This is a genomic window from Streptomyces cyaneus (assembly GCF_004028635.1).
Lineage (GTDB): Bacteria > Actinomycetota > Actinomycetes > Streptomycetales > Streptomycetaceae > Streptomyces > Streptomyces cyaneus.
In genome coordinates this window covers 327,411-353,793 of the sequence record NZ_ML138678.1, presented here as the reverse complement: position 1 = coordinate 353,793, position 26,383 = coordinate 327,411, and the positions used below count along the sequence as shown (strand labels likewise).

Annotated in this window: 19 protein-coding genes; 12 read left to right on the top strand and 7 right to left on the bottom strand. The window is 68.7% G+C overall.

The window, feature by feature from the left end; genetic code table 11:
* The first annotated feature begins 5 nt into the window (after positions 1-5).
* Together EHO50_RS01615 and mtnK are read left to right on the top strand one after the other, a co-directional pair.
* A complete protein-coding gene (locus tag EHO50_RS01615) occupies positions 6-1,052 on the top strand; it encodes an ABC transporter permease (protein WP_128427971.1) in 1,047 nt (348 codons plus the stop codon).
* Positions 1,053-1,074: 22 nt separating this feature from the next.
* Entirely contained in the window at positions 1,075-2,247 is a 1,173-nt protein-coding gene (gene mtnK, locus EHO50_RS01610; RefSeq protein ID WP_128427970.1) for an S-methyl-5-thioribose kinase, read from the top strand.
* A 195-nt stretch (positions 2,248-2,442) separates the two neighbouring features.
* On the opposite strand, the gene EHO50_RS01605 is transcribed toward mtnK, so the two are convergent.
* From EHO50_RS01605 to EHO50_RS01590, 4 genes are all read right to left on the bottom strand, one after another.
* A complete protein-coding gene (locus EHO50_RS01605) occupies positions 2,443-4,059 on the bottom strand; it encodes a glycerol-3-phosphate dehydrogenase/oxidase (RefSeq protein ID WP_128427969.1) in 1,617 nt (538 codons plus the stop codon).
* A 53-nt stretch (positions 4,060-4,112) separates the two neighbouring features.
* The gene (gene glpK / locus EHO50_RS01600; RefSeq protein WP_128427968.1) at positions 4,113-5,657 is read right to left on the bottom strand and encodes a glycerol kinase GlpK; all 1,545 of its coding nucleotides are present in this window, start codon (positions 5,655-5,657) and stop codon (positions 4,113-4,115) included.
* A gap of 97 nt (positions 5,658-5,754) precedes the next feature.
* Positions 5,755-6,549: an MIP/aquaporin family protein gene (locus EHO50_RS01595; protein ID WP_128427967.1), complete on the bottom strand. Its 795-nt coding sequence runs from the start codon at positions 6,547-6,549 to the stop codon at positions 5,755-5,757.
* A 376-nt stretch (positions 6,550-6,925) separates the two neighbouring features.
* Positions 6,926-7,690, bottom strand: a complete 765-nt coding sequence (locus EHO50_RS01590; protein ID WP_128427966.1) for an IclR family transcriptional regulator — start codon at positions 7,688-7,690, stop codon at positions 6,926-6,928.
* A gap of 295 nt (positions 7,691-7,985) precedes the next feature.
* Between EHO50_RS01590 and metH the strand changes: the two genes are divergently transcribed.
* From metH to EHO50_RS01570, 4 genes are all read left to right on the top strand, one after another.
* Entirely contained in the window at positions 7,986-11,504 is a 3,519-nt protein-coding gene (gene metH / locus EHO50_RS01585; RefSeq protein ID WP_128427965.1) for a methionine synthase, read from the top strand.
* Between the two features lie 148 nt (positions 11,505-11,652).
* Entirely contained in the window at positions 11,653-12,348 is a 696-nt protein-coding gene (locus EHO50_RS01580; RefSeq protein ID WP_128427964.1) for an HAD family hydrolase, read from the top strand.
* Between the two features lie 423 nt (positions 12,349-12,771).
* Positions 12,772-14,376, top strand: a complete 1,605-nt coding sequence (locus EHO50_RS01575; RefSeq protein WP_128427963.1) for an ABC transporter substrate-binding protein — start codon at positions 12,772-12,774, stop codon at positions 14,374-14,376.
* A gap of 101 nt (positions 14,377-14,477) precedes the next feature.
* Entirely contained in the window at positions 14,478-16,058 is a 1,581-nt protein-coding gene (locus EHO50_RS01570; protein WP_128427962.1) for an ABC transporter substrate-binding protein, read from the top strand.
* Between the two features lie 98 nt (positions 16,059-16,156).
* Here the strand turns inward: EHO50_RS01570 and EHO50_RS01565 are convergent, their stop codons facing one another.
* Together EHO50_RS01565 and EHO50_RS01560 are read right to left on the bottom strand one after the other, a co-directional pair.
* On the bottom strand, positions 16,157-16,828 hold the full coding sequence (locus EHO50_RS01565; RefSeq protein WP_128427961.1) for a response regulator: 672 nt from the start codon (positions 16,826-16,828) through the stop codon (positions 16,157-16,159).
* 77 nt (positions 16,829-16,905) lie between these two features.
* Positions 16,906-17,979 (bottom strand): RecB family exonuclease, encoded by a 1,074-nt coding sequence (locus tag EHO50_RS01560; protein ID WP_128427960.1) that lies wholly within the window; start codon positions 17,977-17,979, stop codon positions 16,906-16,908.
* Positions 17,980-18,154: 175 nt separating this feature from the next.
* Between EHO50_RS01560 and EHO50_RS01555 the strand changes: the two genes are divergently transcribed.
* The 3 genes from EHO50_RS01555 to EHO50_RS01545 all read left to right on the top strand — a co-directional run bounded on the left by EHO50_RS01555 (position 18,155) and on the right by EHO50_RS01545 (position 21,801).
* On the top strand, positions 18,155-19,987 hold the full coding sequence (locus tag EHO50_RS01555) for a site-2 protease family protein (RefSeq protein ID WP_128427959.1): 1,833 nt from the start codon (positions 18,155-18,157) through the stop codon (positions 19,985-19,987).
* Positions 19,988-20,043: 56 nt separating this feature from the next.
* On the top strand, positions 20,044-20,946 hold the full coding sequence (locus EHO50_RS01550) for a tRNA (adenine-N1)-methyltransferase (protein ID WP_128427958.1): 903 nt from the start codon (positions 20,044-20,046) through the stop codon (positions 20,944-20,946).
* 276 nt (positions 20,947-21,222) lie between these two features.
* Positions 21,223-21,801 carry a hypothetical protein gene (locus EHO50_RS01545; protein WP_128427957.1) on the top strand — a complete coding sequence of 193 codons (579 nt, stop codon included), beginning with the start codon at positions 21,223-21,225 and terminating at the stop codon, positions 21,799-21,801.
* Between the two features lie 58 nt (positions 21,802-21,859).
* On the opposite strand, the gene EHO50_RS01540 is transcribed toward EHO50_RS01545, so the two are convergent.
* Positions 21,860-22,165, bottom strand: coding sequence for a ferredoxin (locus EHO50_RS01540; RefSeq protein ID WP_128428919.1), 306 nt, complete (start codon positions 22,163-22,165; stop codon positions 21,860-21,862).
* Positions 22,166-22,411: 246 nt separating this feature from the next.
* Between EHO50_RS01540 and arc the strand changes: the two genes are divergently transcribed.
* The 3 genes from arc (at position 22,412) to EHO50_RS01520 (ending at position 26,353) form a co-directional block, all read left to right on the top strand.
* Entirely contained in the window at positions 22,412-24,178 is a 1,767-nt protein-coding gene (arc, locus tag EHO50_RS01530; RefSeq protein WP_128427956.1) for a proteasome ATPase, read from the top strand.
* Between the two features lie 245 nt (positions 24,179-24,423).
* A complete protein-coding gene (gene dop, locus EHO50_RS01525) occupies positions 24,424-25,935 on the top strand; it encodes a depupylase/deamidase Dop (protein ID WP_342786891.1) in 1,512 nt (503 codons plus the stop codon).
* A 199-nt stretch (positions 25,936-26,134) separates the two neighbouring features.
* Positions 26,135-26,353 (top strand): ubiquitin-like protein Pup, encoded by a 219-nt coding sequence (locus tag EHO50_RS01520; protein WP_030955201.1) that lies wholly within the window; start codon positions 26,135-26,137, stop codon positions 26,351-26,353.
* Positions 26,354-26,383 lie beyond the last annotated feature (30 nt).

Genomic DNA, 26,383 nt, shown 5'->3' with positions numbered 1-26,383 from the left:
ACGCCATGACCACCACCCAGAGCACGGAAGTCCCCACGCAGGCGGCGATCCCGCCCGCGACCTCCACCGCCGTACGCGTCCAGAACGCCGTCATCAAGTACGGCTTCATCTTCGTCACCGTCGCGCTGTTCCTGTACTTCGCGCTGAGCGAGGGCTCCTTCCGCGAGTCGGCGACCCTCCTCGACACCCTCCGCTACGTCTCCGTCGCCGCGATCCTCGGCCTCGGGGTCACCCTCACCATGGCCGTCGGCGGAATGGACATGTCCGTCGGCGCGGTCGCGGGCCTCGGGGTCTCGGTCGCCGCCCAGACGATGGTCGTCCACAACCAGATCGGCGCGGTCGCGATCGTCGCGGTCCTGGCGGCGGGCGCGCTCGCGGGCCTGCTCAACGCGCTTCTGATCGTCGTACTGAAGATCCCGGACATGCTCGCCACCCTCGGCACCATGTTCGTGATCCAGGGCAGCAAGCTCATCCTGGTCGACGGCCAGTCCATCACCCCCGGCATGACACTGGACGACGGCACCACGGCCCCCGGCAAGTTCACCGACGGCTTCCTGCGCATCGACCGCGGCACGATCCTCGGTGTCCCGATCTCGGTCCTGATCTTCGGCGCGCTGACGATCGGCGCCTGGGTCTTCCTCGCCCGCACCCGCTGGGGCCGCGTCCTGTACGCCATCGGCGCCAACCCCGAGGCGTCCAGGCTGGCCGGTATCCGTGTAGGGGCGTACCGGGCCCTGGCCTACGTCCTCTCCGGCGTCCTCGCCTCGATCGGCGGCCTGATCCTGGCGTCCCGTATCGGCCAGGGCGATGTGTCGGCGGGCACCTCGCAGCTGCTGGAGGCGGTCGCGGTCGCCCTCGTCGGCACGTCGGTGCTGGGGCGCGGTCGGCCCAACGTCTGGGGCACGGCCCTCGGCGCCGTCCTGATCGGCATCATCACCACCGGCCTGACCATCAAGGGCCTGCCGTACTACACCCAGGACGTCGTCGAGGGCGCGGTCCTCATCCTCGCCCTGGTCTTCAGCTTCACCCTGTCCAAGCGCCGCAGCACATAAGGAAGTTCGAGGAGTTCGTACGATGGGCTATCGCATCCTGGAGACCGACGACATCCCCGGCTACCTGCGCGAGCGCGGCCACTGGGGCGACGGGACCGACATCCGTGTGCGCGAGGTGTCGGACGGCAACATGAACCGCGTGTTCCTCGCCTCGTCCGGCGACGGCACCCGCAGCCTCGCCGTCAAGCAGGCCCTGCCCTGGGTCCGGGTCGCGGGCCCCTCCTGGCCGATGAGCCCCGAGCGCGCCGACGCCGAGGCCCGCGCCTACGACCAGGTGGCGAAGGTCGCCCCCGACAAGATCCCGGCGATCCACGGCTACGACCCCGAGAACTACGCCCTCGTCATGGAGGACATGTCGGACCTCGAGGTCCTGCGCACCCGCCTGAACGAGGGCGAACCGTACGGCCCGCACACCTCCGCCCGCAGCGGCGAGTTCGTCGCCCAGCTCTCCTTCGCGACCAGCGACTTCGGCATGCCGTCCGCCGAACGCAAGGCCCTGATCGCCGCCTCGGTCAGCCCCGAGCTCTGCAAGATCACCGAGGACGTGGTCCTGTCCGAGCCGTACATCGAGCACGAGCACAACCACTGGCACGAGGGACTGGACGACCTGGCGGCGGAGTTCCGCGCCGACACCCGGCTGCGCACCGAGGTCGCCGACCTCCGCCACACCTTCATGACCAGCGCCCAGGCCCTCCTCCACGGCGACCTGCACACCGGCAGCATCATGGTCGGCGAGCGCGAAAGCGCGCACGTGGTACGGGTCTTCGACCCCGAGTTCTCCTTCGTGGGCCCCGTCGGCTACGACCTGGGCCTGTACTGGGCGAACGCGCTGGTCTCGCAGGAGCGGGCGCGGGCGCTCGGCACGCTGTCCGACCACGCGGACCAACTCCGCCTCTCCTGGGAGGCCTTCGAAGCGGAGTTCCGTCGGCTGTGGCCGACCCGCCTCGACGCCTTCTTCGACGACGCGTACGTGGACCGCTTCCTGCGCCGCGTGTGGACCGAGTCCCTCGGCTACGCCGGCACGGAGATCGTCCGTCGCATCATCGGCTTCGCCCATCTGACGGACCTGACGACCCTGCCGGACCCGGTACCGGCGTCCCGGCGGGCCCTGCTGCTGGGGCGTGAACTGATCGTGCGCCGCGAAGAGCTGTCGGACGTCGACGCCGTACGGGCGGTCGTGGAGTCGCTGACCTGAGCGCACGTCAGGTACGCCCCCGGCAGGGCATGCGAAAGGGGCGGCTCCGTCGGCATGGAGCCGCCCCTTCCGATGTTGGCCGGCCCCGGTGCGGATGGGGCCGCCCTCGTGCGGTCCGGCCCGGTCAGGGGAGTGGCCGAACCCGGCGCCGTGGGAGCCTCATCCGGCGGGAATCTCCCACGGCGCCTGCGAGGCTCACTTCTTGTCGAGCAGGTCCTGGACCTTCGCCCGGACGTCGTCCGTGGCCAGACCCCGGATCGTCAGCGTCGTACGGCGGCGCAGCACGTCGTCCTGCGTCTCGGCCCACTCGTTGTCGCGGGCGTAGACGACCTGGGCCCAGATCTCCGGGGCGTCCGGGTGGACGCGCTCGCCCAGCTCCGGGTTCTCATTCGCGATGCGGGCGATGTCGAAGGCCAGCGAACCGTAGTGCGTGGCCAGGTGCTTGGCGGTGTCGGCCGCCATGCGCGGGCCGGGCGCCGGGCGGTCGGTCAGCAGACGGTGGGCGACCGCGCGCGGGTTGGCGATACCCGGCAGCGGCAGCTTCTTCGGCAGCGAGGCGATCGGCTCGAAGTCGTCGCCCAGCGGGTGGCCCGGCAGCGCCTGAAGCTTCTGCATGACCGTACGGCCGATGTGCCGGAAGGTCGTCCACTTGCCGCCCGCGACGGACAGCATGCCGCCCTTGCCCTCGGTCACGACCGTCTCGCGCTTGGCCTTCGCCGTGTCACCGGGGCCGCCCGGCAGCACGCGCAGACCCGCGAAGGCGTACGTGATGAGGTCGCGGTCCAGCTGCTGGTCCCGGATGGAGAACGCGGCCTCGTCCAGGATCTGGGCTATGTCCTTGTCGTTGACCGCGACGTCCGCCGGGTCGCCCTCGAACTCCTCGTCCGTGGTGCCGAGCAGGAGCATGTCCTCCCAGGGCAGGGCGAAGGTGATGCGGTACTTGTCGATCGGGGTCGCGAGGGCCGCCTTCCACGGCGACGTCCGCTTCAGGACCAGATGCGCGCCCTTCGACAGGCGGATCGACGGCGCTGCATTCGGGTCCTCCATCTTGCGCAGGTGGTCGACCCACGGGCCGGTCGCGTTGAGCACCAGGCGGGCGCTCACACCGAACTCGTCGCCGGAGAGACGGTCGCGCAGCTCCGCGCCGGTCACCCGGCCCTGGGTGAAGCGCAGGCCGGTGACCTCGGCGTGGTTGAGCACCATGGCACCCGCCTCGACGGCCGCGCGGACCGTCATCAGCGCCATGCGCGCGTCGTTCATCTGGTCGTCGCCGTACACGGCCACGGCCTTGAGGTTGTCGGTGCGCAGCTCGGGCACGTCCTGCGCGGCCTTGGCCGGCGACAGCAGGTGTCCGACGCCGTCACCGAACGCGGACAGTGCGGAGTAGGCGAAGACGCCCGCTCCGAGCTTCGCAGCGCCGTGCGGCCCGCCCTTGTACACGGGGAGGTAGAACGTGAGCGGGTTCGCCAGGTGAGGTGCCACCTGGCGGGAGACCGCACGGCGCTCGAAGTGGTTCTCCGCCACCAGCTTCACCGCGCCGGTCTGCAGGTAGCGCAGACCGCCGTGGAGCAGCTTGGAGGAGGCGGACGAGGTGGCGCCGGCGAAGTCGCCGGCGTCGACCAGAGCCACCCTGAGGCCGGACTGCGCGGCGTGCCAGGCGGTGGAGATGCCCAGGATGCCGCCGCCGATCACGAGAAGGTCGTACGACGCCTTGGCGAGCTGCTCCCGGGTCTCGGCGCGGCTCGGGTTGGAGCCGGAGGCCGGGCGCGTACCGAGGGCAGGCACGGACTGCAGGGTGGACTGACTGGTCATTTCGGGTTCTTACTCCTCATCAGAGCTCGCGTCAGAGCCTTCGTCGGCTCTCGTCAGCTCTCGTCGTCGTCCTCGAGCCAGCCCATGGTCCGCTCGACGGCCTTGAGCCAGTTCTTGTACTCACGGTCGCGGGTCTCCGCGTCCATGCGGGGGGTCCACTCGGCGGCCCGGCGCCAGTTGGCGCGCAGGTCGTCGGTGCTGTTCCAGAAGCCGACGGCGAGACCGGCGGCGTAGGCGGCGCCGAGGCAGGTGGTCTCGGCGACCATCGGGCGCACCACGGGGGCGTCCAGGACGTCGGAGAGCGTCTGCATCAGCAGGTTGTTGGCGGTCATGCCACCGTCGACCTTGAGGGCCACCAGCTCGTCGCCGGAGTCCTTGACCATGGCGTCGGCGATCTCCCGGGTCTGCCAGGCGGTGGCCTCCAGGACGGCACGCGCGAGGTGCGCCTTGGTGACGTACCGGGTCAGGCCGGCGATCACACCGCGGGCGTCGGAGCGCCAGTGCGGGGCGAACAGGCCGGAGAAGGCCGGCACGAAGTAGGCCCCGCCGTTGTCCTCGACCGAGAGCGCGAGCGTCTCGATCTCGGCGGCGGTGGAGATCAGGCCCATCTGGTCGCGCATCCACTGCACCAGGGAACCGGTGACGGCGATCGAGCCCTCGAGGGCGTAGACCGTCGGCTCCTCGCCGATCTTGTAGCCGACCGTGGTCAGCAGGCCCGCGTAGGAGTTGATGATCTTTTCACCGGTGTTCATCACCATGAAGGTGCCGGTGCCGTACGTCGACTTGACCTCGCCCTCGGAGAAACAGGTCTGGCCGAACAGGGCCGCCTGCTGGTCGCCGAGCGCGGAGGCGACCGGGATGCCGCCGAGCAGGTCGCCCAGCTTGCCGCCGGTGACCTCGCCGTAGACCTCCGCGGAGGAGCGGATCTCGGGCAGGATCTGCAGCGGCACGCCGATCGACTCGGCGATCTTGTCGTCCCACTCCATGGTGTGCAGGTTCATCAGCATGGTGCGGGACGCGTTGGTGACGTCGGTGACGTGCTTGCCGCCGTTGACACCGCCGGTCAGGTTCCAGATGACCCAGGTGTCCATGGTGCCGAAGAGGATGTCGCCGGCCTCGGCGCGCTCCTTGAGGCCCTCGACGTTGTCCAGCAGCCAGCGGGCCTTGGGACCGGCGAAGTAGGAGGCCAGGGGCAGGCCGGTCTCGCGGCGGAAACGGTCCTGGCCGACATTGCGGCCGAGCTCCTTGCAGAGCGCGTCGGTGCGGGTGTCCTGCCAGACGATGGCGTTGTGGACGGGCTCACCGGTGTTCTTGTCCCACAGCACGGTGGTCTCGCGCTGGTTGGTGATGCCGATGGCCTTGATGTCGTCGCGGGTGATGCCGGCCTTCTGGACGGCTCCGGCGACGACTTCCTGGACGTTGGTCCAGATCTCGTTGGCGTTGTGCTCGACCCAGCCCGGCTTCGGGAAGATCTGCTCGTGCTCCTTCTGGTCGACGGAGACGATACGGCCGTCGCGGTCGAAGACGATGCAGCGGGAAGAGGTCGTGCCCTGGTCGATGGCTGCGATGAAGGGGCCGGCGGTGTGCGCGTCGGTCACTGTTAGCTCCTGGAAGTTCCGTGGTTATGGGGCTTTACGTACGGCGCGTGCTGAGAGTTTCGGTGCTTCTCACTCGAACGGGTGAAGCTCGGTACTCCTAAGCAAATGCGACGTTGTAGATGCCTGCAGCGATCGCCGCGCCGATCAGCGGACCGACCACCGGGATCCAGGCGTAGCCCCAGTCGGAGCCGCCCTTGTTGGGCAGGGGCAGAAGGGCGTGCACGATACGCGGACCGAGGTCACGGGCCGGGTTGATCGCATAGCCGGTCGGGCCGCCGAGGGACAGACCGATCGAGACGACGACGAGCGCGACGATCAGAGCGCCCAGCGGGCCGAGGCCGTCGCCGTTGTTGTTGAGGCCCTGCGTGAGGATGGCGAGCACCAGCACGACGGTGCCGATGATCTCCGTGAGCAGGTTCTGCACCACGTTCCGGATCTCGGGACCGGTGGAGAAGACGCCCAGGACCGGGCCGGCGCCCTTCTCCTGGGCCTCGACGGCCTTGGCCGCCGTGGCCTGCGCGCCCGGACCGCCGACGATCTCCTTGTCGGTGAGGTGGGCGTGGAACTGGCCGTAGTAGGCGACCCAGACCAGGGCCGCACCGATCGCGGCGCCGAGGAACTGTCCGGCGAGGTACGTCGGAACGTCGCTCCAGGCGTTGTCCTTGATCGCGAGCGCGACCGTCACGGCCGGGTTCAGGTGGGCGCCGGACAGCGGCGCCGAGGTGTAGACCGCCGTGAGCACCGCGAAGCCCCACCCGAAGGTGATGGCGAGCCAGCCGGCGTTACGAGCCTTGGAGGCCTTCAGCGTGACAGCGGCGCAGACGCCGCCGCCGAGCAGGATGAGTATGGCGGTACCGATGGTCTCGCCGATGAAGATGTCGGAGCTGGACACCCGCGACTCCTTTGTCCTTCGTCCAGGGGACCGAACCCCGGGTCCCTCCGGGAGTTCGAGCTGCCCTCGGGGGTGAGAGCGATGCCGGCCCTTGGCGTTGTCACACTCTAGCGCGTATTGCCGGTAGGTGTTCGACAATGCCGACCGATGGACGGGAGTCTTGTCCCGGCGTAAGGCGTGCGTCAAGAGCCCTGTTATCGAATGCTCGATCGTTATCGGTTGTGTTGATTTATCGACACTGCCGGGTCGGATGCGTACTGCCACGTAGGGGACACGTGGCGTTCCTTCCGGGTGATTTAGTCTGCTGTATCCGGATACGCCGAAGAACGGAATGCCCTATGGCGTCCCGTTTGTCAGCTCTTGTCCGGCGCGGTGCTCAGAACCGCCCGGCGCCCAGATCCCGCGACACCGCGCGGGCGCAGTCCCGCACCGCCGCGATGAGCTCCGGACGCAGCTCGCCGTCCCGGCACAGCCGCTCCACGGCGCCCGTGATGCCGACCGACCCGACGGGCATGCGGCGCCGGTCGTGGATGGCGGCGGCAACGGAGGCGACGCCCTCCCAGGTCTCCTCGACGTCGGCCGCGTAGCCACGCGCGCGTGTCATGTCGAGGATGTGCTCGAAGGCGTCCAGGTCGGACACGGTCTTGTCCGTGAAGGCCTTGCGGTCGGCCTCGATCACCTCGCTGTGCGCGACCGGGTCGTACGCCGACAGGACCTTGCCCAAAGCCGTGGAGTGCAGTGGCTGCATGGCCCCGATCTCCAGCACTTGCCTGCTGTCGTCGGGCCGGAAGACGTGGTGGACGATCAGCACGCCCTGTTGGTGCAGAACGCCCAGGTAGACGCTTTCCCCGCTGGAGCGGGCCAGGTCGTCCGTCCACACCAGGGCACGCGCGCGCAGCTCGTGCACGTCCAGATAGGTGGTGCCCAGGCGCAGCAGCTCGGCGCCCAACTGGTAGCGCCCGGAGGCGTCGTCCTGCTCGACGAAGCCCTCCTGCTGGAGGGTGCGCAGAATCCCATGGGCGGTGCCCTTGGCGAGGCCCAGTGACGAGGCGATGTCCGACAGGCCGAGCCGCCGCTCACCACCTGCGAGGAGCCGCAGCATCGCGGCCGCCCGTTCGAGCGACTGGATGTTCCGTGCCATCGCCGTACTGCCTCCGTCCCCTTCGAGCGTCGACCATGCGACGTCGCTGCCGCTGTTCGGCAATGTCGAACACTACTAGTCCATGCCGACCTCCCGCTAATGGTCGGTCGGCATCCGTCCCCTTCTGTTGCGTCACCCGTATCCGGGAATCGGCCCCGCCGTCATCCTCGTCCCGCCCCGTGGACGCCCTGACCATTTGGTGGCGGTCCCGGCTACCCTGGCGGCGTGCGCCCTGTGCGGGACGGTTCCACAAGGGCGCAAAGCCGACAGCCGTCGCACTCCAGGGAGCCCCTTCATGGCCTCGTTGCCACCGACCCCTTCCGCCGACAGCCGGACCCGTGTGTCCGCTCTCCGAGAGGCGCTCGCCACCCGTGTGGTGGTCGCCGACGGAGCGATGGGCACCATGTTGCAGGCCCAGGAACCCACCCTCGACGACTTCGAGAACCTCGAGGGCTGCAACGAGATCCTCAACCTCACCCGGCCCGACATCGTCCGCTCCGTCCACGAGGAGTACTTCGAAGCGGGCGTGGACTGCGTCGAGACCAACACCTTCGGCGCCAACCACTCGGCCATGGCCGAGTACGACATCGCCGACCGGGTCTACGAGCTGTCCGAATCGGGCGCCCGTATCGCCCGAGAGACCGCCGACGCGTTCGGCGCCCGCGACGGCCGCCAGCGGTGGGTGCTCGGCTCCATCGGTCCCGGTACGAAGCTGCCGACCCTCGGCCACATCGGCTACGGCACGCTGCGCGACGGCTTCCAGGCGAACGCCGAGGGCCTGCTCGCCGGCGGCGCGGACGCCCTGATCGTGGAGACCACACAGGACCTGCTGCAGACGAAGTCGTCGATCCTGGGCGCCCGGCGCGCCATGGAGGCGACCGGCACCGATGTGCCGCTGCTGGTCTCGATGGCCTTCGAGACGACCGGCACCATGCTGCTGGGCTCCGAGATCGGCGCCGCGCTGACCGCGCTGGAGCCGCTCGGCATCGACATGATCGGCCTGAACTGCTCGACCGGCCCCGCCGAGATGAGCGAGCACCTGCGCTACCTGGCCCGGCACTCGCGCACCCCGCTGCTGTGCATGCCCAACGCCGGACTGCCGATCCTCACCAAGGACGGCGCCCACTTCCCGCTCGACCCCGAGGGCCTGGCCGACGCCCAGGAGACCTTCGTACGGGACTACGGGTTGAACCTCATCGGCGGCTGCTGCGGCACCACCCCCGAGCACCTGCGCCAGCTCGTCGAGCGAGTCCGGGAAGCCACGCCCGTGGAGCGCCGGCCGCAGCCCGAGCCCGGCGCCGCCTCCCTCTACCAGACGGTGCCGTTCCGCCAGGACACCTCCTACCTGGCCATCGGCGAGCGCACCAACGCCAACGGCTCGAAGAAGTTCCGCGAGGCCATGCTGGCGGCCCGCTGGGACGACTGCGTGGAGATGGCCCGCGAGCAGATCCGCGAGGGCGCCCACATGCTGGACCTCTGCGTGGACTACGTCGGCCGCGACGGCGTCGCCGACATGGAGGAGCTGGCCGGCCGCTTCGCCACCGCCTCCACGCTGCCGATCGTGCTGGACTCCACCGAGGTCGACGTCATCCAGGCCGGCCTGGAGAAGCTCGGCGGCCGTGCGGTCATCAACTCCGTCAACTACGAGGACGGCGACGGCCCCGAGTCCCGCTTCGCCAAGGTCACCAAGCTGGCCCAGGAGCACGGCGCCGCCCTGATCGCGCTGACCATCGACGAGGAGGGCCAGGCCCGCACCCCGGAGAAGAAGGTCGAGATCGCCGAGCGGCTCATCGAGGACCTCACGACGAACTGGGGCATCCTCGAGTCGGACATCCTCATCGACACCCTGACCTTCACCATCTGCACCGGCCAGGAGGAGTCCCGGGGAGACGGCATCGCCACCATCGAGGCGATCCGCGAACTCAAGCGCCGCCACCCGGATGTGCAGACCACCCTGGGCCTGTCCAACATCTCCTTCGGCCTCAACCCGGCCGCCCGCATCCTGCTCAACTCCGTCTTCCTCGACGAGTGTGTCAAGGCGGGCCTGGACTCGGCCATCGTCCACGCCTCGAAGATCCTGCCGATCGCCCGCTTCAGCGAGGAAGAGGTGCAGACCGCCCTCGACCTGATCTACGACCGGCGCGCCGAGGGCTACGACCCGCTGCAGAAGCTGATGGCCCTGTTCGAGGGCGCCACCGCCAAGTCCCTGAAGGCGGGCAAGGCCGAGGAGCTGGCCGCCCTCCCGCTGGAGGAGCGTCTCAAGCGCCGCATCATCGACGGCGAGCGCAACGGCCTGGAGGCCGACCTCGACGCGGCTCTCCAGACCCGACCCGCCCTGGACATCGTCAACGAGACCCTCCTGGACGGCATGAAGGTCGTCGGCGAGCTGTTCGGCTCCGGCCAGATGCAGCTGCCGTTCGTCCTGCAGTCCGCCGAGGTGATGAAGGCCGCCGTCGCCTACCTCGAGCCGCACATGGAGAAGTCGGACGCCGACGGCAAGGGCACCATCGTGCTGGCCACCGTGCGCGGCGACGTGCACGACATCGGCAAGAACCTCGTGGACATCATCCTGTCCAACAACGGCTACAACGTGGTCAACCTGGGCATCAAGCAGCCCGTCTCGGCGATCCTGGAGGCCGCCGAGGAGCACCGGGCCGACGTCATCGGCATGTCCGGGCTGCTGGTGAAGTCCACGGTGATCATGAAGGAGAACCTGGAGGAGCTCAACCAGCGCGGCCTGGCGGCGAACTACCCGGTCATCCTCGGCGGCGCCGCCCTCACGCGCGCGTACGTCGAGCAGGACCTGCACGAGATCTACCAGGGCGAAGTCCGCTACGCCCGGGACGCGTTCGAAGGCCTGCGCCTGATGGACGCCCTGATCGGCGTCAAGCGGGGCGTACCCGGCGCGAAGCTGCCCGACCTCAAGCAGCGCCGGGTCAGGACCGCGGCCACCACAGCCGTACTGGAGGAGCGTCCCGAAGAGGGCCACGTCCGCTCCGACGTCGCCACCGACAACCCGGTCCCCGAGCCGCCGTTCTGGGGCACCCGCGTCATCAAGGGCATCCAGCTCAAGGAGTACGCGTCCTGGCTCGACGAGGGCGCCCTCTTCAAGGGCCAGTGGGGCCTGAAGGAGACCCGCACCGGAGACGGTCCCTCGTACCAGGAACTCGTCGAGACCGAGGGCCGCCCGCGGCTGCGCGGCCTGCTCGACAAGCTCCAGACGGACAACCTCCTCGAAGCGGCCGTGGTCTACGGCTACTTCCCCTGTGTCTCCAAGGACGACGACCTGATCCTCCTGGACGAGCACGGCAACGAGAGCACCCGCTTCACCTTCCCGCGCCAGCGCCGCGGCCGCCGCCTGTGTCTCGCAGACTTCTTCCGCCCGCAGGAGTCGGGCGAGACGGACGTCGTGGGCCTCCAGGTGGTCACCGTCGGCTCGCGGATCGGCGAGGAGACCGCGCGGATGTTCGAGGCGAACGCCTACCGCGACTACCTCGAACTGCACGGCCTGTCCGTGCAGCTGGCCGAGGCGCTCGCCGAGTACTGGCACGCGCGCGTGCGCTCCGAGCTGGGCTTCGCCGGGGAGGACCCGGCCGACATCGAAGACATGTTCGCGCTGAAGTACCGGGGCGCCCGCTTCTCGCTGGGCTACGGCGCCTGCCCGAACCTGGAGGACCGGTCCAAGATCGCCGACCTGCTCCAGCCGGAGCGGATCGGCGTCCACCTGTCCGAGGAGTTCCAGCTGCACCCCGAGCAGTCCACGGACGCGATCGTCATCCACCACCCGGAGGCGAAGTACTTCAACGCACGATGAGGCGCCCCCCGGCGTGTGACCGGTGTGCCCCGGGGCACACCGGTTAAACCCGGCACTTCTTCGCCACACGTCGTACACTGGTCGGTCCACCGCAGGCCGGTTCCCTTCGTGGGAACCGGCCTGATCGCCCCTTCAAGGAGGTACGTGGATGACCAGCACGGTCCCCGCACCAGGAACCCGTACGGCCGAGGGCTCAGCTCTCCAGGCCGTGCTGCTCGACATGGACGGAACCCTGGTGGACACGGAGGGCTTCTGGTGGGACGTCGAGGTCGAGGTCTTCGCCGGCCTCGGCCACGCGCTCGACGACACCTGGCGCCATGTCGTGGTCGGCGGCCCCATGACCCGCAGCGCCGGATTCCTGATCGAGGCCACCGGCGCCGACATCACCCTCGCCGAGCTCACGGTGCTGCTCAACCAGGGCTTCGAGGACCGCATCGACCGCGCCCTGCCGCTGATGCCGGGGGCCGCCCGACTGCTGGCCGAGCTGGCCGCCTACGAGATCCCCACGGCCCTGGTCTCCGCCTCCCACCGGCGCATCATCGACCGGGTCCTCACCTCGCTCGGCCCCCAGCACTTCGCGCTGACCGTCGCCGGCGACGAGGTGCCGCGCACCAAGCCGTACCCCGACCCCTACCTGCTCGCCGCGGCCGGACTCGGCGTCGACCCGGCCCGATGCGCGGTCGTCGAGGACACGGCGACCGGCGTCGCCGCAGCCGAGGCCGCGGGCTGCCATGTGGTGGCCGTTCCGTCCGTCGCGCCGATCACCCCGGCCGCCCGTCGTACCGTGGTGGCCTCGCTCGAAGAGGTCGATCTGGCATTTCTGCGCGGGCTGATGGCGGCGTGACAACGGAAATGCGCTCGATGTTCACGCAGCGTGCAACATCGATAGCGCGAGAATTCCGCAAGGAAATTCGAACGTGCCCGATGGCTGAATTCCGGTGCCCACCAAGACTGTTCAGTTTGTGACGTTCGCCACGCGGGACGGGGTCGACAGGCCGGTCGGGCCGTGCCTCCCGGCCTCTTTCCGTGACTCTCCGCGTGTCTTTGTGTCCCAATTGATGGGATGGCGCACGAATCCTTCCGCTGTCAGGTTTTCGTTGCGTCCACACCCGGTTCCACTCCGTGATGGGCCCTCAACTCCGGTGGTTGCGAACCGTCCTGCGGGCGCGGACTAATCTCGTCGCGAGAACATCGCACTTACCCCGTGATCCGCCGCGACACCCCTGCATGCCGGGTACACGGAGTCGACAGCTGGAGAAACCCGAGCATGAACCGCAAGACTTTGGTGCTGCCGGCCGTCATCGGCCTGCTCGCGCCGGTTCTCGCCGCCTGCGGCGGAACCGACAGCGGCAGCGACAGCGGCGACGCGATCGTCGTCGGCACCACGGACGCGTTCACTGCCTCGAAGGAGGCTCCCGCCCCGCTCGACCCGGCCTACGCCTACGACGTCGGCACCTGGAACATCCTGCGCCAGACCGTGCAGACCCTGATGATCCAGCCGCGCGGCGAGGGCGACCCGGTGCCCGAGGCCGCCCAGAGCTGCGGCTTCACCGACAGCGGCAACGAACGCTACGCCTGCACCCTGCGCGAGGGCCTGAAGTTCGCGAACGGCGACCCCGTCACCGCGGCCGACGTGAAGTACTCCATCGACCGCGCCCGCTCCCTCAAGGCCGACAGCGGCGTCTTCGCGCTGCTGTCCACCATCGACACCGTCGAGACCCAGGGCGACCGCGAGGTCATCTTCCACCTCAAGACCGCCGACGCCACCTTCCCGTTCAAGCTGTCCACCCCGGTCGCCGGCATCGTCGACCCGGACATCTACGCCAAGGACAAGCTGCGCGACGGCTTCGAGGTCGACGGCTCCGGCCCGTACACCCTCCAGGCCGAGGTCAAGAACGACGAGCTGGTCTCCGCCGTGTTCACCAAGAACCCCAACTACAAGGGGAGTCTGAAGGTGAACAACGACAAGGTGGAACTGCGCAACTTCAAGAACGCCGACGAAATGGGCACCGCCCTCGACCAGGGCGACATCGACCTGATGACCCGCACCATGTCGCCCGAGCTGATCAAGAAGCTCTCGGCCGACTCCGACGACACCGTCGACCTCGTCGACATGTCCGGCCTGGAAATCCGCTACCTGGCCTTCAACACCAACGCCCCGGCCGTACGCAGCAAGGCCGTCCGCCAGGCAATGGCGCAGGTCATCGACCGCGGCGAACTCGTCTCCAAGGTCTACGGCTCCCAGGCCGAACCGCTGTACTCACTGGTCCCCGCCAGCATCACGGGCCATTCCAACGCGTTCTTCAACCAGTACGGCGAGCCCAGCGTGACCAAGGCCAAGTCGCTGCTGGAGAAGGCAGGCATCACCACCCCGGTGAAGCTGACCCTGCACTACACCACCGACCACTACGGCTCGGCCACCAAGAAGGAGTTCGAGCTGCTGCAGAAGCAGCTGAACGACAGCGGCCTGTTCGACGTCGACATCCAGGGCACCCCCTGGGCGACATTCCGCCCCGCCGAGCAGAAGGGCGAGTACGACGTCTACGGCATGGGCTGGTTCCCGGACTTCCCGGATGCCGACAACTACCTCGCGCCGTTCCTCGACAAGGACAACTTCCTCGGCTCGCCGTACGCCAACAGCACGATCCGCAACACCCTCATCCCGGAGTCCCGCCGCGCGGCCGACCGGCTGTCCGCCTCCAGCAGCCTGACGGACATTCAGGACATCGTCGCCAATGACGTGCCCGTGCTGCCGCTGTGGCAGGGCAAGCAGTACGTCGCCGCGGGCGACGACGTCACCGGTACGGCGTACGCGCTCAACTCCTCCTCGACCCTTCAGCTGTGGGAGCTCGGCCGCGGCGTGAGCGGCTGACGTCTCCCCCCACCCGGCGCCCCCGACCAGGCGCGCCGGGTCCGGCCCGGGATCCAGGACGAGGCCCGGGCATCTCACAACCGACGACAAGGCACTCGTACGTGAACATGCGCAACCAGTGGCCGGTCCTGCCCGTCGTGGCAGGGCTGGCCTCCGGCCTGCTGACCGGCTGTGGAACCGAAACGGGGGACTCCGGGGGGACCGGCACCTCGGTGGTCATGGGGATGTCTGACGACGTCCTGGCCACCGACCCCGCCTCCGGCTACGACCCCGGCTCGTGGCTGTTGTTCAACAACGTCTTCCAGTCGCTGCTCAGCTTCCCCAAGGGCGCCACCGAACCGCAGCCCGAGGCCGCCGAGCAGTGCGCCTTCTCCGACACGGAGGCGAAGGTCTACAAGTGCACCCTGCGGGACGGGCTGAAGTTCAGCAACGGTGACGCGCTCACCTCCGAGGACGTCAAGTTCTCCTTCGACCGCATGCTGAAGATCAACGACCCCGACGGTCCCGCGGTCATGTTCCCCACGCTCGACAAGGTCGAGACCCCGGACGACAAGACCGTCGTCTTCCGGCTCAACACCCCCGACGCCACCTTCCCCAGCAAGATCGCCTCCGGCGCCGGCTCCATCGTCGACGAGGAGCAGTACGACGCGCAGGGCCTGCGCAAGGACGGTGACGCGGTCGGCTCCGGCCCCTACAAGCTGGACAACCTCGACGACGAAGAGGCCGTCTTCTCCGTCAACGAGTACTACAAGGGCACCGCCGAGGTGCAGAACTCCGGTGTGACGCTGAAGTTCTTCCACGGCGACCAGGACGCCCTGAAGAAGGCCCTGAGCGCAGGCGAGGTCGACATCGCCTACCGAGGCCTCACCGCGGGCGACATCGCCGACATCGAGAAGTCCGGCGGCGACTCGGGAGTCGAGGTCGTCGAGGGCAGCAGCGCCGAGGTCCAGCACCTGGTCTTCAACATGGACGACCCGGTCGCCGGCAAGCTCGGCGTCCGCAAGGCCATCGCCTACCTCATCGACCGCGACGCCCTCATCAAGGACGTCTACCAGGGCACCGCGAGCCCGCTGTACTCGATCATCCCGGCCGGCATCGGCGGCCACAACACGGCCTTCTTCGACACCTACGGCGCCCGCCCCTCCAAGGCCAAGGCCGCCGCCGCGCTGCAGGACGACGGCATCACCGGCAAGGTCAAGCTGACCCTGTGGTCCACCCCCTCGCGCTACGGCCCCGCCACCGACCAGGAGTTGAAGGCGATAGCGCAGCAGCTCAACGACAGCGGCCTGTTCGACGCCGACGTGCAGTCCGTCGCGTTCGACCAGTACGAGAAGGACATCGCCGACGGCAAGTACGGCGTGTACGTGAAGGGCTGGATCCCGGACTACCCGGACGCCGACAACTTCACGGCCCCCTTCTTCGGCAAGGGCAACGTGCTGAGCAACAACTACAGCAACAACTCGATCACCAGCACGCTCATCCCGCGCACCGCCGCCGAGAGCGACCGCTCCGCGACCGACGACGAGTTCGGCCGGCTCCAGGACATCGTGGCCAAGGAACTGCCCGTCCTCCCGGTCTGGCAGGCCAAGCAGTACGCCGTTGTCCGCGACAACGTCTACGGCCTGGAGTACTGCCTCGACGCCTCCACCGTCTTCCGCTTCTGGGAGCTCAGCAAGGGCTGACGGACGGACGTACCCGCCGTACACGCACGGAGGGCGCCCCTTCTCGACAAGGGGCGCCCTCTTCGCTGCAACACGACCTCTTCGCCGAGCCGCGGGCCTTACTGTGCGCCGGGGCGCACCAGCCCGCTCTCGTACGCGTACACCGCGGCCTGCACCCGGTCCCGCAGACCGAGCTTGGTGAGCACATGGCCGACGTGCGTCTTCACGGTGGTCTCGCTGACGAACAGATCGGCGGCGATCTCCGCGTTGGACAGGCCCCGCGCCACCAGCTTCAACACCTCCACCTCGCGGTCGGTGAGCGTGTGCAGAGTGTCCGGGACGGGCTCGTCGCCGGAGGGCAGATGCGTGGCGTACTTGTCGAGCAGCCGGCGCGTGATGCTCGGCGCGAGCATCGCCTCACCGGCGGCGACCACACGGATCGCCTGCACCAGCTCATTGGCCGGGGCATCCTTCAGCAGAAAGCCACTGGCACCTGCCTTCAGCGCCTCCACCACGTACTCATCGAGATCGAAGGTGGTCAGCACCAGCACCTTCGCCGGGCCGTCCCGCCCCGGCCCGGTGATCTGCCGTGTCGCCTCGACACCGTCCATCCGAGGCATGCGGATGTCCATCAGAACCACGTCGGGTTGCAGGGCCCGCACCTGGTCGAGAGCTTGGAGGCCGTCACCGGCCTCGCCCACGACCGCAAGGTCCTGCTCCGCTTCCAGGATCATCCGGAAGCCGGTACGCAGCAGCGGCTGGTCGTCGACCAGTAGGACGCGGATGGCCACGTAAGTCTCCTTCGCTAGTCCGGCCCCATTCTGCCCTGCGTGTCCCCACCGGACTCGCCCGCCCTGACCGGCAGCGACTACATCTCCCGGGGGCCGCTGTTCTCGACTGCGGGTGCGCCGCGGGCCGGACCCCCGGCCGAACCTGGGTCAGCCACCCTCACCGGCAGCGGATACGGCGGGGGAGTGCCGCCGAATTCCGGGCAATGGGCCTGATGGTCGCACCAGCCGCACAGCTTCGTCGGCCGAGGACGCCACTCACCCGTCTCGGTCGCCTGCCGGATCGCGTCCCACAGTGCGAGCAGCTTGCGCTCCACCCGCTCCAGGTCGGCGCGGACCGGGTCGTACGTCAGCACGTCACCGCTGCCGAGATAGACGAGCTGGAGCCGACGCGGGATCACCTGCTTCAGCCGCCACACGACGAGCGCGTAGAACTTCATCTGGAACAGCGCACCCTCCGCATACTCGGGCCGGGGCGCCTTGCCGGTCTTGTAGTCGACGATCCGCACCTCGCCGGTGGCCGCCACATCGACACGGTCGATGATCCCGCGCAACCGCAGCCCCGAGTCCAGCTCGGCCTCGACGAACAGCTCACGCTCGGCGGGCTCCAGCCGGGTCGGATCCTCGAGACTGAACCAGCGCTCCACCAGCTGCTCCGCCTCACCGAGCCACGTCGCCAGCCGCTCGCCCTCCGGATCGTCCTCGAACAGCTCCACGACCTCCGGCCTGCTCTCGCGCAGCCGATCCCACTGGCCCGGGACGAGGGACTTCGCGCGCGGAGCGGTCCGCTCGGCGGCCGGGGCGTCGAAGAGCCGCTCCAGCACCGCGTGCACGAGGGTGCCCTTGGTCGCCGCCGCGCTCGGCTTCTCGGGCAGCCGGTCGATCACCCGGAACCGGTAGAGCAGCGGGCACTGCATGAAGTCACTGGCACGCGACGGCGACAGCGAAGCCGGCGCTATGGCCGGGCGCGCAGCCGCAACGACCGCCGTGGCCGCGCCCTCACCCGCCTCACCCGCCTCGACCGTCGCCACCGCACCGTCCGCCCCCGCCGGGTACACCTGTGCCCCCGCCGGGTACCCGTCCGCCACCGTCTCTGTCACCGGCGCGACGTCACTGCCGCAGTCCTCCGCGGCACCCTCCGTGCTCGTCTCCATGACCACAGACCTTACGGCCCGCCACTGACAGTGACCCAGCCGCCGCCGTTACGCCTGCGCCCGCCGGGGAAACTGAGGGGGTGCCGGGGCGAAAGGCGTCACCACGGCCGCATACCATCGACCCGAGACCCATCCGCCCGGCAGGCGCGGAAGACGCTTCGAACGAGGGGACACCGTGGACGAGAGCGGCGGGAGCGGGCAGCCGCGGTCCGGCACCGGCGAGTCGACCGAGCGCCGAACAGACCGTATGACCCCGGCCACCGACCCCACACGCCCCGACCCGGCCCCGAACGCCGAACAGCCCACGGACGCCCAGCCATTGGACACCGACCGGGACGACGCCGTACGCGAAGCCACCCAGCCACCACTCCGCGCCGAGGACCGCTCGCAGGACGAGACCCCGCGGCACTCACGGGACGCGGACGACCCGAGTGACACAGGCGGCGAGAGCGCCGACAGCGAGAGCAGCGGTGACAGCTCCGCGGGCCGGCCACCGGCACAAGGTTCCGGGGACGCGCACGACTCCACCGACGGTGAGGCCCCCCGCCGGGCGCCGGACGCACCCACAACCCACCAGGCTCCCGGCGACCCCGCTCACCACCCCACGACCCCGGCACCCCCCCAGCCCCACGCGCAGCAGACCCCCGCCCCCAGCGGCCCCGCCGACCCCCGCACTCCCGACAGCCACGAGGCCGACCACCCGAGCGCGAACGGCGCCGACGAGGGCCCACGCCCCCACGCCCCCACCCCGCCGGACGACCAACCCACCCAGCCGCCCCACCCCACCCCCGACACCCACGACCGCACCCTCGCCCACTCCGGCTCGGTCAAGACCCGCCCGCCCCAGCGCCCCCGGGATCCCCGAGGCGGGCTGCTCATGGGCCGGCCGTTCGGCGTGCCCGTGTACGTCGCACCCAGCTGGTTCCTCGTCGCCGCCCTCATCACCTGGGTCTTCGGCGGCCAGCTCGACCGGGTACTGCCCGAGCTCGGCGCCGCCCGCTACCTCGTCTCCCTCTTCTTCGCCGTCGCCTTCTACGCCTCCGTCCTCGTCCACGAACTCGCCCACACCGTCGCCGCACTCCGCTTCAAACTCCCCGTGCGCCGCATCCAGCTGCAGTTCTTCGGAGGCGTCTCCGAGATCGAGAAGGAAGCCGAGACACCCGGACGGGAGTTCGTGCTCGCCTTCGTCGGCCCACTGCTCTCCCTCGTCCTCGCCGGCGTCTTCTACGCCGCCATGCAGACCGTCGAACCCGGCACCGTCCCCGGCGTCCTACTGGCCGGCCTCATGGTCTCCAACCTCATCGTGGCCGCCTTCAACCTCCTCCCCGGCCTGCCCCTCGACGGCGGCCGCATGCTCCGCGCCGTCGTCTGGAAGATCACCGGCAAGCCGATGACCGGCACCATCGCCGCCGCCTGGATCGGCCGCGCCCTCGCCGTCTCCGTCCTCGTCGGCCTCCCACTGCTCACCCAGTCCGGCGCCCTCGGCTCCGACGCCGTCGACAACGTCGGCATGGACACCGTCATGGACGCCCTGCTCGCCGCCATCCTCGCCGCGATCATCTGGACCGGCGCCGGCAACAGCCTGCGCATGGCCCGCCTGCGCGAACACCTCCCCGAACTGCGCGCCCGCGCCCTCACCCGCCGCGCCGTCCCGGTAGAGACCGACACCCCCCTCTCCGAAGCCCTGCGCCGCGCCAACGCCGCCGGCGCCCGCGCCCTGGTCGTCGTCGACGCCGACGGCAACCCCCTCTCCCTCGTCCGCGAGGCAGCCATCGTCGGCGTACCGGAACACCGCCGCCCCTGGGTCGCCGTCAGCGGCCTCGCCCAGGACCTGACCGACGGCATGCGCGTCTCCGCCGAGCTGGCGGGCGAGGAACTCCTCGACGCCCTGCGCGCCACCCCGGCGACCGAGTACCTCGTCGTCGAGGAGACCGGCGAGATCTACGGCGTCCTGTCCGCGGCCGACGTGGAACGCGCCTTCGTGAAGGCCATGGCCCGCCCCAGCTGAACCACCGGCACACACGCGTGGTCGGCGACCCCCCGAAACGCCGGTAGGCTGTTCACATGTCCGAACCGACCGGTGCCGCCCGCAGGCGCGGGCCCTTCAAGGTCGGGGACCAGGTTCAGCTGACCGACCCCAAGGGCCGCCACTACACGTTCACGCTCGAGGACGGGAAGAACTTCCACACCCACAAGGGTTCCTTCCCCCACGACGAGCTGATCGGCGCTCCCGAGGGCAGCGTTGTCCGCACCACCGGGAACGTCGCCTACCTCGCGCTGCGCCCCCTGCTCCCCGACTACGTCCTGTCCATGCCCCGCGGGGCAGCCGTCGTCTACCCCAAGGACGCGGGGCAGATCCTCGCCTTCGCCGACATCTTCCCCGGCGCCCGCGTCGTCGAGGCCGGCGTCGGCTCCGGCTCGCTCAGCAGCTTCCTGCTGCGCGCCATCGGCGACCAGGGCATGCTGCACTCCTACGAGCGCCGCGAGGACTTCGCCGACATCGCCAAGCAGAACGTGGAGCGCTACTTCGGCGGCCCCCACCCCGCCTGGCAGCTCACCGTCGGCGACCTCCAGGACAACCTCAGCGACACCGACGTCGACCGCGTCATCCTCGACATGCTCGCCCCCTGGGAGTGCCTGGAGGCCGTCTCCAAGGCGCTCGTCCCCGGCGGCATCGTCTGCTGCTACGTCGCCACCACCACCCAGCTCGCCCGGACCGTCGAGTCCATCCGCGAGATCGGCTGCTTCAACGAGCCGACCGCCTGGGAGACGATGATCCGCAACTGGCACATCGAGGGCCTGGCCGTCCGCCCCGACCACCGGATGATCGGCCACACCGGCTTCCTGCTCACCGCCCGCCGCCTCGCCGACGGTGTCGAGCCCCCCATGCGCCGCCGCCGCCCCGCCAAGGGCGCCTACGGCGAGGACTACGAAGGCCCCAACGCCGACGGAGGCGCCGGCCGCTGAGGCGGCCCCGTGCCGCATTCAACGTACAAGCGCTGTGGTCGAGTTCCCGGAACGCCCCGGGAACTCGACCACAGCGCCTTTCTGTTGACGCAACACCAACAACCGACAATCCGAACATCGCAAGACACCCGTACGCCCCTGCGCACCCCCAACCACCGGACATCCGGCACCGCAACTCCACACCCCCGCCGTTCCCCCGGACTGTGACGTGTGGCACCATGCTGGCCACCCCCACCACCACCCCCACCGGCACAGCCCTCACAGGAGACGCTCCTAGTGCAGCAATCCGCCGTCCCGGAACTGGCACACACCCACACCCGTCCGATCCACTGGCTCGCCACCGCCACAGCCCTCGCCGGTGTCGTGGCCCTCTCCTCGGTCCTGCAGCCCAACTCGGCCACGGCGGCCCAGACAGCCGGCCCGGAAGCCAAGAACGCCCCCGCGGCCACCACGCCCCCCGACCCCACAGGCGTCGACTTCCCGCTCGAATGCGGGCCGGTGAAGGCGATCGTGGTCAAGAAGGCCACCGGAGACCTGGACGGCGACGGCAGCCCCGAAACCGTGGCCGTCGTGCACTGCGACTCACCCATGGGCACCCCGCCCGACGGCCTCTACGTCCTCACCCGGGCCACGGAAACCGCCGCCCCCCGCCTCATCGCCACCCTCATCAACCCGAAGGACGGCATCACCGTCAGTGACGTCGCCGTCCGTGACGGAGCCGTCGCCACCGACCTGCTCGGCTACTCGTCAACCGACGTACCGCGCTGCTGCCCGGACGTGAAGAACAGCGCGAAGTGGCAGTGGAAGAACGGCGCGTTCGTCCGCTCGACACCCGCCGGTGCCCACAGCGTCTGACCCACGCCACCAGCACGTGTGAGAAATCAGACAGTCGTAACACCCCGTAAATGAAAGGTCACTCGGCGTCCGGACCGAACACCTCGACCTTGTCCGAAACGCGACGCACATGGATGCACTCGCCCGGACACTCCTTCGCCGAGTCCACCACATCCGTGAGAAGCGGCAACGGTACGGGCGTTGTGGCCCCCTTGGCCTGCAGCAGCTCGTCCTCGCCGCTCTTCACATAGGCCAGACCGTCGATGTCCAGCTCGAACACCTCCGGCGCGTACTGGGCGCAGATCCCGTCGCCAGTACAGAGATCCTGGTCGATCCAGACCTCCAGCGCCTGCCCCTCGACCCCGGCCGCCTGCTCCACGCTCATCTCTCCCTGCCGTCTACTACGTCGAGCCGAACGGGAATCCGGCCAGCTCTGACGGGTGTTGAACGCTTCGAGCCTACCTGCGGCGGCTTTCCAATCATGTTCGGTGGGTATTCCCCTGGCGTGAGGGAGAGCGCAAGGGTGAAGATCGGACACACCTCGACAGTCTTTGTGATCTAGGGGTTTCAATCGACACCCACCCAGGTAGGGTCTGGAAGCGTCCAGCTCCCCTTGGAGGAGGTGAGGACCGTGGCAGCCCACGACGACGACATGAACCGCGGCATCCGCCCGGGACGAGGGTCCGACGACCCGGCCGGGCAGATCGCCTACCTTGAGCAGGAGATCGCCGTCCTGCGACGCAAGCTCGCCGACTCTCCGCGACACACGAGGATTCTCGAAGAGCGGATCGTCGAGCTGCAGACCAATCTGGCCGGCGTCTCCGCACAGAACGAGCGACTCGCCAACACGCTCCGTGAGGCCCGCGACCAGATCGTGGCCCTCAAGGAAGAAGTCGACCGGCTCGCACAGCCACCGGCCGGCTTCGGTGTCTTCCTGCAAGCCAACGAGGACGGCACCGCAGACATCTTCACCGGAGGACGCAAACTCCGCGTGAACGTCAGCCCGAGCGTCGAACTCGACGACCTCAGGCGCGGCCAGGAACTGATGCTCAACGAAGCACTCAACGTGGTCGAGGCCATGGAGTACGAGAGCGTCGGCGACATCGTCACCCTCAAGGAGATCCTCGAGGACGGCGAACGCGCCCTCGTGGTCGGGCACACCGACGAGGAACGGGTGGTACGGCTCGCCGAGCCACTGCTGGACGTCACCATCCGCCCCGGCGACGCCCTCCTGCTCGAACCCCGCTCCGGCTACGTCTACGAAGTCGTGCCCAAGAGCGAGGTCGAAGAACTCGTCCTCGAAGAAGTACCCGACATCGGCTACGAGCAGATCGGCGGCCTGGGCAACCAGATCGAAATGATCCGCGACGCAGTCGAGCTCCCGTACCTCTACCCCGACCTGTTCAAGGAGCACGAACTGCGCCCACCCAAGGGCGTCCTCCTTTACGGGCCCCCCGGATGCGGCAAGACACTCATCGCCAAGGCCGTCGCCAACTCGCTGGCCAAAAAGGTCGCCGAAGTCACCGGCCAAGCCCAAGGCAAGAGCTTCTTCCTCAACATCAAGGGCCCCGAGCTCCTCAACAAGTACGTCGGCGAAACCGAGCGACAAATCCGCCTCGTCTTCCAGCGAGCCCGAGAAAAGGCCAGCGAGGGCACACCCGTCATCGTCTTCTTCGACGAGATGGAATCCCTCTTCCGTACCCGCGGCTCCGGCGTCAGCTCCGACGTGGAAAACACCATCGTCCCCCAGCTGCTCGCCGAGATCGACGGTGTCGAAGGCCTGCAGAACGTGGTCGTCATCGGCGCCTCCAACCGCGAGGACATGATCGACCCCGCCATCCTGCGCCCCGGCCGCCTCGACGTGAAAATCAAGATCGAGCGTCCCGACGCCGAAGCCGCCAAGGACATCTTCGGCAAGTACCTCACGGAACGCCTCCCACTGCACCCCGAGGACCTCGGCGAACACGGCGACAGCAGGACGACCACGGTCCAGAGCATGATCCAGACCGCCGTCGAACAGATGTACGCCGAATCCGAGGAAAACCGCTTCCTGGAAGTCACCTACGCCAACGGCGACAAGGAAGTCCTCTACTTCAAGGACTTCAACTCCGGCGCCATGATCGAAAACATCGTGGGCCGCGCCAAGAAAATGGCGATCAAGGACTTCCTCGAACACAACCAAAAGGGCCTCCGCGTCTCCCACCTCCTCCAGGCATGCGTGGACGAGTTCAAGGAGAACGAGGACCTGCCCAACACCACCAACCCGGACGACTGGGCCCGAATCTCCGGAAAGAAGGGCGAACGGATCGTCTACATCCGCACCCTCATCACCGGAAAGCAGGGCGCAGACACCGGACGCTCCATCGACACGGTGGCGAACACCGGTCAGTACCTGTAAAAGACAGGGCGGCTGCGGGTGCCCTCACCGGGTACCCGCAGCCCACTGTTTTTCAGGCCAGAACCGGAACACGAGGCGTGCAAGGCAATGACGCAAATGATCTCCCCACCAGCGCAGAGGCGTTCTAGGCTCTTCCATACCGCCGAGTCGCGCAGTGCGGGGACGGGCACCGCACACGCAACCGAGCGCCAGCGGTATCTGTGCGGCGCCCACGACCGAGGGTGCCGCCGGGCAAGGAGGGCCGCATGACCGTACGGCGAGTAATGGGCATCGAGACGGAGTACGGGATCTCCGTCCCCGGCCACCCCAACGCCAATGCCATGCTCACCTCATCCCAGATCGTCAACGCCTACGCGGCGGCGATGCACCGGGCCCGCCGGGCCCGCTGGGACTTCGAGGAGGAGAACCCGCTGCGGGACGCGCGAGGCTTCGACCTCGCCCGCGAGGCCGCCGACTCCAGCCAGCTCACCGACGAGGACATCGGCCTCGCCAACGTCATCCTCACCAACGGAGCGCGACTCTACGTCGACCACGCACACCCCGAATACAGCGCGCCCGAGGTCACCAACCCACGCGACGCCGTCCTGTGGGACAAGGCCGGCGAACGCATCATGGCCGAAGCCGCCGAACGCGCCGCCCAGCTCCCCGGCGCCCAACCCATCCACCTCTACAAGAACAACACCGACAACAAGGGCGCCTCCTACGGCACGCACGAGAACTACCTGATGAAGCGGGAAACCCCCTTCTCAGACATCGTGCGCCACCTCACGCCCTTCTTCGTCTCCCGCCAGGTCGTCACTGGAGCAGGCCGCGTCGGCATCGGCCAGGACGGCCACGAACACGGCTTCCAGCTCAGCCAGCGCGCGGACTACTTCGAGGTCGAGGTGGGGCTGGAGACCACGCTCAAGCGCCCGATCATCAACACCCGCGACGAGCCGCACGCCGACGCCGAGAAGTACCGCCGCCTGCACGTGATCATCGGCGACGCGAACCTCTCGGAGATCTCGACCTACCTCAAGCTGGGTACGACGGCCCTGGTCCTGTCGATGATCGAAGACAGCTTCATCGCCGTGGACCTGGCCGTCGACCAGCCCGTACGCACACTCCACCAGGTCTCGCACGACCCGTCCCTCAAGCGCCTGATCACCCTCCGCAGCGGCCGCACACTCACCGCCGTACAGCTCCAGATGGAGTACTTCGAGCTCTCCCGCAAGTACGTGGAGGAGCGCTTCGGCGCGGACGCGGACGAGCAGACCAAGGACGTCCTGTCCCGGTGGGAAGACACCCTGAACCGCCTGGAACGGGATCCGATGAGCCTGGCCGGCGAACTCGACTGGGTCGCCAAGCGAGAGCTCATGGAGGGCTACCGCCGCCGCGACAACCTCGACTGGGACGCAGCCAGGCTCCACCTCGTCGACCTCCAGTACGCCGACGTACGCCCCGAGAAGGGCCTCTACAACCGTCTGGCGGCCCGAGGACGGATGAAGCGCCTCCTGGACGAGACGGAGGTCGAGCGGGCCAAGGCCAAGCCGCCGGAGGACACACGCGCGTACTTCCGCGGGCGCTGCCTGGAGCAGTACGCCGACGACGTCGCCGCGGCCTCCTGGGACTCGGTGATCTTCGACCTGCCCGGCCGGGACTCCCTCCAGCGCGTTCCAACCCTCGAACCACTTCGCGGAACGCGAAATCACGTCAAGGAGCTCCTGGACCGTTGCCGTACGGCAGAAGACCTGGTCAGGGTCCTGTCAGGCAACTGAGGGGGACTGGGACGGTGTCGGCCGGACGTCGGCTGGGCAGGGTGGAAAACCCGGCGTCCGGGAATCATCGAGATGGCCCCCGTACGTTGGAGAAACTGCGGGGCCGATGTCAGACCCGGCTTGTAGGGTCTGATCATCACCGATCGGCAGGAAAGCCGACCTGTCGACCATGTCGGGCGAACTGAGCGGGGTGAGGGATATGGCAACCAAGGACACCGGCGGCGGACAGCAGAAGGCCACGCGTTCCACTGAGGAGGTCGAGGAGCAGGCGGCAGAGACGCAGGCTTCTGAGGACCTCAAGGAGCGGCAGGAGAAGCTGAGCGACGACGTCGACTCGGTTCTGGACGAGATTGATGATGTCCTCGAGGAGAACGCCGAGGACTTCGTCCGTAGTTTCGTTCAGAAGGGCGGCGAGTAGCCTTCGAATCAAAGGCTTCGGGGGCCGTTC

Coding starts and splice junctions, on each gene's coding strand:
- mtnK (WP_128427970.1), top strand. CDS start 1,075: ATGGGCTATCGCATCCTGGAGACCGACGACATCCCCGGCTACCTGCGC.
- metH (WP_128427965.1), top strand. CDS start 7,986: ATGGCCTCGTTGCCACCGACCCCTTCCGCCGACAGCCGGACCCGTGTG.
- EHO50_RS01550 (WP_128427958.1), top strand. CDS start 20,044: ATGTCCGAACCGACCGGTGCCGCCCGCAGGCGCGGGCCCTTCAAGGTC.
- EHO50_RS01580 (WP_128427964.1), top strand. CDS start 11,653: ATGACCAGCACGGTCCCCGCACCAGGAACCCGTACGGCCGAGGGCTCA.
- EHO50_RS01540 (WP_128428919.1), bottom strand. CDS start 22,165: ATGAGCGTGGAGCAGGCGGCCGGGGTCGAGGGGCAGGCGCTGGAGGTC.
- EHO50_RS01615 (WP_128427971.1), top strand. CDS start 6: ATGACCACCACCCAGAGCACGGAAGTCCCCACGCAGGCGGCGATCCCG.
- EHO50_RS01560 (WP_128427960.1), bottom strand. CDS start 17,979: ATGGAGACGAGCACGGAGGGTGCCGCGGAGGACTGCGGCAGTGACGTC.
- EHO50_RS01605 (WP_128427969.1), bottom strand. CDS start 4,059: ATGACCAGTCAGTCCACCCTGCAGTCCGTGCCTGCCCTCGGTACGCGC.
- EHO50_RS01590 (WP_128427966.1), bottom strand. CDS start 7,690: ATGGCACGGAACATCCAGTCGCTCGAACGGGCGGCCGCGATGCTGCGG.
- dop (WP_342786891.1), top strand. CDS start 24,424: ATGACCGTACGGCGAGTAATGGGCATCGAGACGGAGTACGGGATCTCC.
- EHO50_RS01575 (WP_128427963.1), top strand. CDS start 12,772: ATGAACCGCAAGACTTTGGTGCTGCCGGCCGTCATCGGCCTGCTCGCG.
- EHO50_RS01520 (WP_030955201.1), top strand. CDS start 26,135: ATGGCAACCAAGGACACCGGCGGCGGACAGCAGAAGGCCACGCGTTCC.